Raw genomic sequence first — 12,264 nt, forward strand, 5'->3', positions numbered from 1 at the left:
CGAATGAACCGAATCACCTTGCGATGAACGGACCTACTGATTTAGAGGAGCTTCGCATTCTAAAAACGCTGACTGAAAGAACTTGTTTCAAGGAGTACTAAAAAACAGACATTCCTCCGCACGTTTATACGGATACGGAGGAATGTCAGGAATGAAAGAATGGGGCTTTAATCGTGTTGAATCCGAGGCCGGGTCCAGTGCAAAGTGGGGCTTTTGCGAATAGGAATGACCAGGTTAGTAAAGGCGATCAGGATTACGGAAATCGTCAGTATCAGAATGCAGATCTCGCATACGTACACGATGGTCATGTTAGGGTCCGGCGTTTGATACCGTTTTAAGATAATCCCCACAATGGCCCAAATAACGACTAGTCCATACGAAACGCTGCGAAGGGTAAAGAGCACCAACTGAGCAAGAATGGTACCCGTAATGATCATAATCACCGTCCAAACTTCCGCCGAGACACCGAACTGATTCCAGTTGATACTGACCAGCCAAGCCGTGATATTAGCAATGGTAGCAATAGAAATCCAGCCGGCGTATAGGCCAAAGGGCGTGCGTACGACAAAACGTTGTCCCCAGGAGGTATCTACTTCAGAAACTTCGTGTACCCGCACGAGCAGCGTCAATTGCGTAACCAGAATAGCCAGCATAATAACTACGGATAACGTTACGTACTCATAATGCCAAGCGATAATCCAGGTGGCATTCAGCAGATTCGACGCAATAAACCAACCGCTCAGCCGCCGTACTACGCGGTTGACATAGTCGCTGGATAGGGAGCTAAATAGGCCTTTCAATTGAAAAAAGACGAAAATAGCCGTCATGGTATAAATCACCCCCCAAACCGAAAACGTAAGCCCGGCGGGTGTAAATAGGTTGGGATACTGATCCGAAAGCTGTCTGGTCGATTTACCATTTAAAGGCAAGCTCACGGCTGCCCAATTCACTACCAGCGTAATCAGGAATGTAACAAAATTTAAAATTTGCAGGGTTTTGATGGCGAACGATGGCCGGGATTCGGGCCGAATGTCGGCATTAACATATGTTTTCATGGCTGTGAGGATTAGTAAGCTGGGTTTGTATGACAATCAGTGTCTATCATAATAGCCTTTCAGACTCGCCACGTTGACGTGGGGTATCTGGCCCTGTTCGAGATTTTTAGGTTCAATTTCCTGTTCATAGACTATAACGGTCTCGTTTTTCGGTACAATGCCCCGCCCGTATTGCTTGACATAGACTTTAGTAAACTCCGCTCCGAAGTACAAAATAGCTGCCGAGTAATTTACCCAGAGCAGGATGATCACCAGCGAAGCGGCTGAGCCGTAGGTAGAGCTAAGGTTGGACTGCCCTAAGTACAAGCCGATCAAAAATTTACCTACCATAAACAGGATCGCGGTAAAACCCGCTCCAACGAAGGAATCTTTCCAATACAGTTTTCCATCGGGTAATACATTGAAAATCAAAGCAAACAATACCGTGATTACCGTAAAAATGAAAGCAATATTGATGATATATACAACGACTACCATTTGACTATTGAAAAGTCGTTCCAGTTGCGAACTGAACACATCCAATAGCGAATTGAGGAGCAGCGATACGAGTAATATGAAACCCATACTAATGATCAGAGAAAAAGACAGCAATCGGTTAATAAGAAGCTTCAACCAGCCTTTCTTGGGTTTGGCCCGTAAGGACCAAATGCGGTTGATGGAATCCTGCATTTCTCCAAACACCCCCGTGGCCCCAATCACTAACGTACCAATACCCACTGTTAACGCCAGCGGTGAACGATTGGAAAGCTCAGCCCGGCGGATGATTTCCTGAATCTGCAAGGCGGCCTCTTTACCGACAAGCCCCTGAATTTGCCCGAAAACCTGACCCTGAATGGCGTCCTGACCGTAGAAAATGCCCAGTAGTGAGATAATCACTAGAAGCATAGGGGCCAGGGAAAAAATCATGTAATAGGAAAGAGAAGCACTCATCTTAAGTGCGTTGTCACTGGAAAACTCACTATAGACTTCAGCAAAAAAATTAGCAATGCTTTTTAGGCGATTCATGGGTCTGATTGGAGGATTAATAGAGTATATCAGCTGGGGTACCATTTATATGCCACTTCCCTTCCCCGTTGTACCTCAGGGCTTTTTCCCCGCGACGGGGAATTATTTACTCGAACTTTTACGACTTTAACGTATATAAGGCTTATTGAAGCTAAAAATGCGAGTATTGGCACAGTGGCAAAGAGTTTTTATTCAACTAGGCACATACCGATTCACGTAAAACTTTAAAACTTTAACCATCATGAGAAGTCTATTGTATATCATCGCTGTCATCTTAATTATTGGCTGGTTAATTGGAGTAGTAGGATACAGTGCCGGAGGGCTTATCCACATCTTGCTTGTAATCGCAGTTATTTCACTGCTGTTGACCTTTATCCGTAGAGGAACAGTATAGCAAAAACAAGCTATCCATCACCGCCCACATCAGATTATTATGTCACTAGCTCTTATCATGTTGTTGACCCTGGGAGTAGGGGCTGCAATTGCCGCCATCATGGATATGGCAAGCTCAAAGAAAGATTTGGGCTACTACCGTCCGCAGGCCAAAATGGAGCGTACCGAATTCAATAACTTCATGCGAACCATCCGTAGTAAGTCGGCTCGTGTGTAATTATATAGATCTTACCCGAAAGGGTTTGTTAGGTTAGGTAAAACAATGGGGGAAAAGGAAAGTCCAGCAGCTATGCTCCTGGACTTTTTTGTTTATATATATGAACGTTCGACGTCTATACGAGCTTTCAATAGGCACGAATGACCGCTTATCCAAAAAACATTCGACACTTTCACGCTCCTGCTGTATCATTGAATAAATGAATCAAGGATACAGATGATGGGAAAGGCCTGGCTATTGGGAGTAAGCTTGTTGCTAGCTTATCCGGTTTGGGGGCAAACGAATACAGCACCGAAGCGTTCGCTCCAGGAATGTGTCGATATTGCCTGGAAAAACAATCTGGACGTAAAACAAAGCGAGGTACAGGTTGCCGTGAACCGTAATACTTTGGATCAATCCAAGTTCTCTCGTTTACCTACGCTAAATAGTGCCATTACGCAGGGACTAAACTTGGGTCGAAATATTGACCCTTTTACCAACAGCTACGTAACCCAAACGCTCAACTACAACAATGCTAACCTGACTTCTACTGCCATTATTTACAATGGCGGAATTGTCAATAATACCATCAAGCAAAATCAATTGAATACGCAGGCTAGCGAATTCGATGTGCAGGCTACCCGCGATCAGGTTGCTTTAAACGTCGTGCTGGCGTATCTACAGGTGCTTAACAACGAAGATATTCTGGCTGTATCCCGTACGCAGGTAGACATTACGCAGCAACAGGTCACCCGTACCGAAAAGCTGGTCAATGCCGGAGCTTTGCCACAGGCTAATCTGCTGGATTTGCAGGCACAGTTTGCCAACGATGAACTGTCAGTAGTAACGGCGGAGAATAACTTGGCAATTTCCAGAGTGCAACTTCTGCAACTGATGAATGAACCAGAAATTCGGGAATTAGTGCTGGATCGAATGAGCATCAATACGCCCGATGATACGTACCAAACGCCTATTCAAGATATTTACGCCACGGCAGTGCAGACCCAGTCGGCCGTAAAAGCGGCGGATCTTCGGACTCTGAGTGCTCGTAAGGGCGTTGATATTGCTCGGGGCGGCTATTTCCCTTCGCTAGGTTTTAACTTGTCCGTCGGTAGCAACTATTCGAGTGCGGCCCGCCGTTCACTGGCTGGTACACCCACGACGGTTACCAATACAGCTTTTGTTGAGTTTCAAGGGCAGCAGGTGCCCATTACCTTTACCACCACGCAGCCCGGTTTTCTTACCCAAAATATTCCCTGGACGGAGCAGCTAACCAATAACGTTAACGGTGGCATTGGCTTAAGCCTGCGAGTTCCCATTTTCAACGCTTATCAGGTTCGGTATCGGACTTCTACCGCTAGCTTGAATGTCAAAAGTCAGGAATATCAGGCGGCTAGTGTACGTCTGCAATTGCGACAGAATATCGAACAGGCGTACGTAAACATGACCTCCGCCGCCAAACGTTACGCATCACTAACCCGGCAGGTGGAATCGCTGGAGCTGGCCTTTAAAGCCGCCGAAAGTCGATTCAATGCGGGGGCCATCAATTCAGTGGATTACAACCTGGCGAAGTCGAATTTGGACCGCTCCCGAATCAATCAGATTCAAGCCAAATACGACTATGTGCTGAGAATTAAAGTGCTGGATTACTATCAAAATAAGCCGCTATCTTTCTAAAAGCGGAACAACATACACGTAGTATTGCCCAAGGTCCTAGTTATGAAACGTTCTTCAAATCGAATTTGGTGGATTCTCGGAATAATAGTAGTTCTGCTGTTGGGGGGGCTCTTCATAGCCAAATCAGCCGGTTGGATCGGAAAAGAAAAAGCCGAAGAAGCAACCTTTAGCGTAGTGAAAGCGGCCGATATTGTCGAACGCGTCAGTGCCTCTGGTAAGGTACAGCCCGAAGTAGAAGTAAAAATTAGTCCGGACGTATCGGGTGAAATCATTGAGTTGAAGATTCACGAAGGGGATTCCGTTGTAAAAGGCCAACTATTACTTCGTATTCGCCCGGACAACTATGAGTCGCTGGTAGCTCGGGCCAAAGCAGCGTTGAATCAGTCCAAAGCCAGTTATGAACAAACGAAGTCGGCCCTCGGTCAGGTAGACGCTCAGTTGATACGGGCTCAGGCCGATTACAACCGGAACAAAAAACTCTACGCGGATAAAGTCATTTCGGATGCCGATTTCGAAACGGTTGAAGCCAACTACAAGGTAGCCCGGCAAAATGTAGAATCAGCCCAAGCCAACATTGAAGCTGCCCGATTCGCCGTCGAAAGTGCCGATGCCGGCTTACGCGATGCCAATGAAACCTTACGCAAAACCACTATTTACGCTCCCTCCAACGGAATTATTTCCAAGCTGGACGTTGAGCTAGGCGAACGCGTTGTAGGAACTTCGCAAATGGCCGGTACGGAAATGCTACGGATTGCGAATCTGAACAATATGGAAGTACGGGTCAATGTCAATGAAAACGACATTGTTCGGGTAAACGTAGGCGATTCGGTAATTATTGACGTGGATGCGTATTCCTATTCCGGTCGAAAATTCAAAGGCCTGGTTACTTCTATTGCGAATACGGCCAATGGCAGTGGAAGCTCGTTATCGGCAGCAGCTACCTCTACGGATGCAGTAACGGAATTTGAAGTGAAAATCAGAATTTTACCGGAATCCTATCTGGATCTGGTGGATCGAAAAAATAAACGTAGCTTCCCTTTTCGTCCGGGTATGACGGCTTCCGTCGAGGTCGTTACGGATCGCAAAAACGGAGTACTCAGTGTACCCATTGCCGCAGTCACTACGCGTAGTGAAGAAAAAGAAACGGCAGCGACGGATCCTCAATCGCAAAAAAACCGGTCCGAAGCTCGTCCGCAGGAAGTAGTCTTTATTCACAAAAACGGCGTAGTGCAGATGCGTCCGGTGAAAACGGGTATTAGCGATTTTGAAAATATTGAAATTCTTTCGGGCCTAAAAGCCGGAGAAGAAGTTGTATCCGGGCCCTTTACCCTCGTTTCCAAAACGCTTAAAGCCGGGGATAAGGTGATGAAGAAAGTGGAAAAAGAAAAGAAATAGTTTGTTGGTGACTAACAAAATCCCCGCCGCCTGGATGGGGATTTTTTGTTTAGAGAGCAGGCATAGTCTGCCATTCTTGAATTCGTAATAAATGCCGTGGATGCAATAATCCATTAGGTGAGAGGAGAAAATTTCTTCTCCAGGTGCATACGTACCAGTTTAATCAGAATACTTCCCAGGAGATACGTTATCCGTAACATCCGCTAGGGCTATTTAAGGGTAAAAGATACCTATCCATCCGTTCGAATCAGGTTCGCTAGAATTCCTCCTTCTGTGAGTAACGTTTCGGTTCGCTCGGGGCGGGCATCCGTAAGAAAAACTTGCCCGAAGGTTCCATCTTTCATCATTCCCATCAGTTTGGTGATTCGGCGGTCATCGAGTTTATCGAAAATATCGTCGAGTAACAGAATGGGTTGCCAACCTTTTTCCTGCGTCAATAAATGAAATTGAGCCAGTTTCAAAGCTACCACAAAGGATTTCTGCTGTCCCTGCGAGCCGAATTTTTTAAGTGGATACGCGTCGATTTCAAACGCGTAATCGTCCCGGTGGACGCCCAAAGTTGTACGCTGGGCGGCTACATCGCGGTGCCGATTCAGCCAGAATTGTTGTCGAAAATGTTCGGGATCCACTTCCGACTCATAGCGGATTTCGACGGCCTCCCGACTTTCGCTCAACTCTGCGTAATGCTCCTGGAAAACGGGTAAAAATTCAGCTAAGAAGGCTTGCCGGTGTTCGTGTAGCCGCAAGGCCAGATCGACCAGTGGCTGCGAATACGCTTCCAGCAAATCTTCATCGGTGTAATGGCGTTCGTGGAATTGCTTCAGAAGTACATTCCGTTGTTCCAGAATCCGGTTGTACTGGAGCAAATCGCTCAGGTAATCGGGGCGTTGCTGGGAAAGTACCCCGTCAAAAAATTTCCGGCGTTCTTCCGAACCCTCCCGAACCAGATCCGTATCATCGGGGGCAATCAAGACTACGGGAAATTTTCCAATATGATCGGCCAGTCGTTCGTACGGTTTCTTATCGTGCAGTACGGCCTTCCGCTGACCCCGGGGAAGGGAAATGGTAATCTGCTGCGTGCGTACTGAGGTAGCGACTGGAGCCGCTTCATCGGCCGTGGATTCCGAGGGGGTAATAGAAAAATTTCCGTCAATCACCATGTAATCAGCCCCGTGCTGAATGGACAAAGCGTCCTGAGTAGTCAGTGCACTTTTAGTCAGGGATAAAAAATAAATGGCGTCGAGCAGATTGGTTTTTCCGCTACCATTCTCGCCTACAATGGCATTTACCCGCTCAGAAAATTGAAAGCTTCCCGATTCGTAGGATTTATAATGCGTTAAATGAAGGCGTTCGAGAAAAAGCATCTTTGTGTTTTGACGATTGCAGGCTAATTTCGCCGAAAGTTTTGTACCAAGGTTTTCCAGATTCGTGCCTTCGGCCGGAGAAAAGGTCGGAAAATCGGACATTATTTCCATTCTTCTTAATCCCGCGTTCAATGGCAAAAAAAGAAAAAGCCGAAGCGAAGGTAAAATACCCGAAAGAAACCTACCTCTATTGGTTTGAAAATATGCTGCTTCAGCGGCGTTTTGAAGAAAAAGCCGGGCAGCTCTACGGACAACAAAAAATCCGGGGTTTCTGCCACTTGTACATTGGTCAGGAAGCCTGCTCGTCGGGTTGCGTTACGGCCCTGACGAAAGATGACAAGTGGATCACTGCGTACCGTGACCACGGGTTTCCCCTGGCCCTGGGTACCAGCCCGAATGCAATCATGGCCGAATTGTTCGGCAAAGCTACGGGTACGACCAAAGGAAAAGGCGGATCGATGCACATTTTCGACAAAGAAGTAAACTTCGTCGGAGGTCATGGGATCGTCGGTGCTCAGATCCCGCTGGGAGCTGGTATTGCCTTTGCTGAGAAGTATCTCAAAACAAAAAATTTGTGTATCTGTTTCTTTGGCGACGGTGCCGTTCGTCAGGGAGCTTTGCACGAAGCTTTTAACATGGCTATGACCTGGAAACTGCCCGTCATTTTCGTGGTAGAAAACAATGGTTACGCCATGGGAACGTCTGTCGCACGGACGTCTAACGTAACGGATTTGTACACCATCGGCGAGGCCTACGATATGCCTTCGGAGCCCGTAGATGGGATGAGCGTAGAAGCCGTACACGAAGCCGTAAGCCGGGCTGCCGAGCGGGCTCGTAACGGCGAGGGTCCTACCTTCCTCGAATTCAAAACGTACCGCTACCGGGGTCACTCGATGTCCGATCCTCAGAAGTACCGGACGAAAGATGAGGTAGAAGAATACAAACGCCGTGACCCGATTGAATGGGTACGGGCGACCATCCTCGAAAACGAGCTGGCTACGGAAGAAGAGCTGGCCGCTATCGAAGATAAGATCAAAGAGCAGGTGGCAGAATCGGTGAAATTTGCCGAAGAATCACCCTGGCCAGATCCGAGCGAAGCGTACAAAGACGTATACGTTCAGGAAGATTATCCGTTTATTCAGGAGTAATAGCGTTATTGGTTGTTTGTTGCTAGAAATTTCCTGCGACATCAAGCCAACGAAGGAAAAGCAATACGGGTGAAAGGCATCAATCGATGCCCTTCACCCGTATTGCTTTTTGAGGGATATAGAAATGTGTTTTGTGATTGCCTAATACTTCAAACGAGTACTAGGCATTCCATACGACGTATTCGCCGCATGGCATACGGTGCTAATGAGGTTGAACTCCTTCGCAGTTAGAGGAGCGTTTAGGAGTATTCTCAAGCCTTTCAATGTATTCTTTCCAGAAAGACCACCTCATTACCCTTTAACAACCAATAACTAACAACCAAATTTAAACTTACTCTTCCCAGCCAAACGACCGCCGCACGGCCTTTCGCCAGCTTCGGTACATAGCGTTGCGTTTGGCTCGGGGCATTTGCGGTTTCCAGGTTTTTTCGATGCCCCAGTTCTGGCGTAAGTCATCAAGGTCTTTCCAGTAGCCCACGGCTAGTCCGGCGGCGTAGGCGGCTCCCAGAGCGGTGGTTTCAATCATGGTCGGACGTACTACGGGAACATTCAGTAAATCCGACTGAAACTGCATGAGGAGTTCATTAACCGTCATACCGCCATCGACGCGTAATTCCGAGAGCCGTACCCCCGCATCTTTTTCCATGGCTTCCAGAATTTCCAGCGTTTGAAAGGCGGTGGCTTCCAGAGCGGCCCGCCCCAGGTGACCTTTGGTGACGAAACGGGTCAAGCCAGCTACGACGCCCCGGGCATCGCTTCGCCAGTAGGGAGCATACAGCCCCGAAAAAGCCGGTACGAAATAACAGCCACCGTTGTCTTCCACGGTGCGGGCCAGCGTTTCGATATCTGAGCTTTTTTCGATGAGGCCCAGGTTGTCCCGTAACCACTGTACCAAAGCCCCGGCAATGGCCACGGAGCCTTCCAGAGCGTACTGAACCGGTTGATTGCCCAACTGATACGCTACGGTCGTCACGAGGCCGTGAGTGGACTGGGTTAGCGAGTCGCCGGTGTTGAGCAACATAAAACAGCCCGTGCCGTACGTATTCTTTGCTTCGCCCGGACGAAAACAAGTTTGCCCCACCAGGGCCGCCTGTTGATCGCCCAGAATGCCCGCGAGCGGTACGCCTTCAAGTACGCCTTTGGCCGTTGCATAGACTTCTGAAGAGGAACGGATTTTGGGCAGGATACTGCGGGGAATGCCAAACGTTTCCAATAAGCCCTCATCCCATTGTAAGGTACGTAAATCCATGAGCTGCGTTCGGCTGGCGTTGGTGACGTCAGTCAGGTGCAGGCCCCCTTTCATACCGCCCGTCAGGTGCCAAAGCAGGTACGTATCCATCGTTCCAAACAGTACTTCCCCTTTCAATGCATCCTTCTCCAGCGTAGCGACGTTTTTCAATAGCCACTTGATTTTCAAACTGCTGAAGTACGTAGCCAGCGGCAGCCCCGTTTGTTCACGAAAGCGGTCCGGACCTGCTTCAGCGGACAATTCCGTTACTAAAGCACTCGTTCGCGTATCCTGCCAGACCAACGCATTGTAATACGGTTTGCCGGTATAGCGATTCCACATTACGGTAGTTTCCCGCTGGTTGGTAATACCCACCGCAACGAGGTCCTTGGGCGTCAGGTTGGCCTGTTTCAACGCCTTTTGAATGACTTCTTTGGTATTACACCAAATTTCGTCGGGATTGTGTTCTACCCAGCCGGGTTGCGGGTACAATTGGGCATGCTCTTTCTGAGCCAGTGAAATAATCTGCCCTTGTTTATCAAAAATAATAAATCGGGTACTCGTCGTACCCTGATCAATCGATCCAATGTACATGTCGTCGATGGTTTTGATTGAAGCAGTCAGGGAACTAGTGAAAAGCCATGAATAACAGGCTACCCGCTACACCCCCGAGTAAGGAAGCCACCACGGGAATCCAGGCGTAGTCCCAGTCGGAAGGGCCTTTGTCGGGAATGGGTAGTAAGGCATGAGCGATTCGCGGGGCCAGGTCACGGGCCGGACTCATGGCGTAACCGGTCGTACCACCCAGCGATAAGCCAATACTCCAGACCAGTAAGCCTACCAGATAAGGACCCAGACCAATGGCCAATTCACCCGCCCCGGAAATTGAACTTACGCCGAGAATGAGTACAGCAGTGGCAATAAATTCAGAGATAAAATTACCAGTTCGGTTACGCACCGCGGGTCCCGTAGCAAATACGGCCAGCTTCGTGCTGGGTTCGGTCGTTACGGCCCAGTGGGGGAGGTATTGTAACCAGACGAGTACGGCTCCCAGAAAGGCCCCGATCATCTGAGCGAGCCAGTAGGGCAGAAGCGTGGAGTAATCCTGATTAGAGACGGCAAAGGCGAGTGTGACGGCCGGATTAAGGTGAGCATCCGAACTACCGAAGGCTTTGGCTACGAAGATCCCCAACATGACAGCAAAGCCCCAGCCGGCGGTAATCACAATCCAGCCGCTGTTTTCACCTTTGGAATTCTTTAGCAATACATTGGCTACGACGCCATCGCCCAGTAGAATTAAGACGAGCGTACCCATGAGTTCACCCCAGAATGCTTGCATAAATGGTTAGAGGAGTAGAAATGACTTTTTGTACAAAGAAAAGAATGAAAAGGATTTAGTCAAGCATAAGCTAAAAGTACAGCCCTTTGAAAAAGAAAAAACGCAGGAATCCGAGCAATAGGATTCCTGCGTTTTGGGGTGCATTGACCTTAGTCCTTTTTCTTCTTGTCGTTCTTAGAATCTTTGTCATCCTTGCCGCCGAAGATTCTTTCCAGTAAACCCTTCTTCTCTTCCTTCTTTTCACCCACGCTTCCCAAATTAATTTCGTAATCAATGGAGGGCTGGATTGCCTGAATGAAAGCATTTTGGAGAATAGTACCAATCATAAACCAGACGTTCGTATCCGGCTCTTTTATGTCCCCCTCGAAAGGAATTTTAGTAGCTAACTGGTTCTTCGGTTGATTTTTAAAGGCAAAAGCCACCGTACCAACGACTCCTTCCCAGATTTTTTGCAGAAAATTATCTTTACGATCCTCCGGCCCGAGCACTTTCAGATTTTTGATCAAAGGCTTTACGTAGCCATTAAAACGCCCTTCCTTAGCTGCCGCTTCGGCGTAGAGGCCAAACGTACCTCGATTGACATCAATCTTGGCATATGCTTTAAAGAAATCATTAAGTTTCACCAGATTGGTCCCTTTGACCTCGGCGTTTACGTCGAACGTAGGCTTTCGAGCCAGCAGGTTTAGGCGGCCATTGATATTCATCTCGCCTTCGTAGACATTGGCACGAGCCGTAACCGTAGAGGGTAATACGCTAGTCGAGTCGTAACTGTTTCGCAGGTTGAGGGCTAGCAGATGAGCGTTGGTCAGGGCAATATCCACCCGGGGTTTGGAGTGTTCATCCACGTATTCAATGCGGCCATCGTTGATTTCGACCCGGTTGACATCCAAGGGCATGAAATCATTCAACAGATCCCGAAAATCACTCGAATCTTTCTTCACCTGATTAGGCTCTACCTTGTCCTTGGTAAAGCGGAGCAGGGGTGATTCAAACACCAGCTCCCCCACAATAGAGCCTTTGAACAGGGCTTTCCATTCTACGGAAAGGTCAATAAGTTTGGCTCCGAAAAACGGTGTTTGCCGCTGGGTCGTGGAGTCGTACTTGTTCAGATATACGCTGTCAATTTTATAGGCACCTCGCAACAAAGCAATATCAATATCCTTGATGTGGCCGCGGTATCCGTTCATGGTAGACAGCGTTTTGTTGGCGTAATGCAGCACCACGTACGGGAGAGCGATCCGGGCGATGATCAGCAAAGCCAGGATACTCATCACAATGATGAGCGTTTTCTTTTTACGGGTAGTTTTCTTAGGAAGATCCATATCCGGCGACTTAGTACAACGCAACCTCTTTCCGAAAAATCAGTGCCACTATACGTTTAGCCGTAGGGAGCGTTCGGCGGGGTATGTTTGAATTACGCAAGTATTCGTTTGGCTGACGTAAGCTTCAAACCAAGCTTAGCGT

11 protein-coding genes are annotated in these 12,264 nt (G+C 48.1%); 5 read left to right on the plus strand and 6 right to left on the minus strand.

Annotated elements, in window-relative coordinates; all coding sequences use genetic code 11:
• Positions 1 to 167: 167 nt before the first annotated feature.
• Both C5O19_RS01290 and C5O19_RS01295 read right to left on the minus strand, forming a co-directional pair.
• Positions 168 to 1,055 (minus strand): tryptophan-rich sensory protein, encoded by an 888-nt coding sequence (locus C5O19_RS01290; protein WP_104709564.1) that lies wholly within the window; start codon positions 1,053 to 1,055, stop codon positions 168 to 170.
• A gap of 36 nt (positions 1,056 to 1,091) precedes the next feature.
• Entirely contained in the window at positions 1,092 to 2,060 is a 969-nt protein-coding gene (locus C5O19_RS01295) for a YihY/virulence factor BrkB family protein (protein WP_104709565.1), read from the minus strand.
• A 241-nt stretch (positions 2,061 to 2,301) separates the two neighbouring features.
• Between C5O19_RS01295 and C5O19_RS01300 the strand changes: the two genes are divergently transcribed.
• From C5O19_RS01300 to C5O19_RS01310, 4 genes are all read left to right on the plus strand, one after another.
• Positions 2,302 to 2,454: a lmo0937 family membrane protein gene (locus C5O19_RS01300; protein WP_104709566.1), complete on the plus strand. Its 153-nt coding sequence runs from the start codon at positions 2,302 to 2,304 to the stop codon at positions 2,452 to 2,454.
• Positions 2,455 to 2,493: 39 nt separating this feature from the next.
• Positions 2,494 to 2,670 carry a hypothetical protein gene (locus C5O19_RS25920; protein WP_165795910.1) on the plus strand — a complete coding sequence of 59 codons (177 nt, stop codon included), beginning with the start codon at positions 2,494 to 2,496 and terminating at the stop codon, positions 2,668 to 2,670.
• A gap of 216 nt (positions 2,671 to 2,886) precedes the next feature.
• On the plus strand, positions 2,887 to 4,326 hold the full coding sequence (locus C5O19_RS01305) for a TolC family protein (RefSeq protein WP_104709567.1): 1,440 nt from the start codon (positions 2,887 to 2,889) through the stop codon (positions 4,324 to 4,326).
• Positions 4,327 to 4,368: 42 nt separating this feature from the next.
• Entirely contained in the window at positions 4,369 to 5,721 is a 1,353-nt protein-coding gene (locus C5O19_RS01310) for an efflux RND transporter periplasmic adaptor subunit (RefSeq protein WP_104709568.1), read from the plus strand.
• 230 nt (positions 5,722 to 5,951) lie between these two features.
• Here C5O19_RS01310 and recF read toward each other — a convergent pair whose 3' ends face one another.
• Positions 5,952 to 7,085 carry a DNA replication/repair protein RecF gene (gene recF, locus C5O19_RS01315; protein WP_104713787.1) on the minus strand — a complete coding sequence of 378 codons (1,134 nt, stop codon included), beginning with the start codon at positions 7,083 to 7,085 and terminating at the stop codon, positions 5,952 to 5,954.
• A 131-nt stretch (positions 7,086 to 7,216) separates the two neighbouring features.
• Here recF and pdhA point away from each other — a divergent pair, with 131 nt between their 5' ends.
• Entirely contained in the window at positions 7,217 to 8,233 is a 1,017-nt protein-coding gene (pdhA, locus tag C5O19_RS01320; RefSeq protein ID WP_104709569.1) for a pyruvate dehydrogenase (acetyl-transferring) E1 component subunit alpha, read from the plus strand.
• Between the two features lie 331 nt (positions 8,234 to 8,564).
• On the opposite strand, the gene glpK is transcribed toward pdhA, so the two are convergent.
• The 3 genes from glpK to C5O19_RS01335 form a co-directional block, all read right to left on the minus strand.
• Entirely contained in the window at positions 8,565 to 10,055 is a 1,491-nt protein-coding gene (gene glpK / locus C5O19_RS01325) for a glycerol kinase GlpK (RefSeq protein ID WP_104709570.1), read from the minus strand.
• A gap of 34 nt (positions 10,056 to 10,089) precedes the next feature.
• Positions 10,090 to 10,800 carry an MIP/aquaporin family protein gene (locus C5O19_RS01330; protein WP_104709571.1) on the minus strand — a complete coding sequence of 237 codons (711 nt, stop codon included), beginning with the start codon at positions 10,798 to 10,800 and terminating at the stop codon, positions 10,090 to 10,092.
• Between the two features lie 149 nt (positions 10,801 to 10,949).
• On the minus strand, positions 10,950 to 12,122 hold the full coding sequence (locus C5O19_RS01335) for a DUF748 domain-containing protein (protein ID WP_104709572.1): 1,173 nt from the start codon (positions 12,120 to 12,122) through the stop codon (positions 10,950 to 10,952).
• Positions 12,123 to 12,264: the final 142 nt, after the last annotated feature.

Source organism: Siphonobacter curvatus (genome assembly GCF_002943425.1).
GTDB lineage: Bacteria > Bacteroidota > Bacteroidia > Cytophagales > Spirosomataceae > Siphonobacter > Siphonobacter curvatus.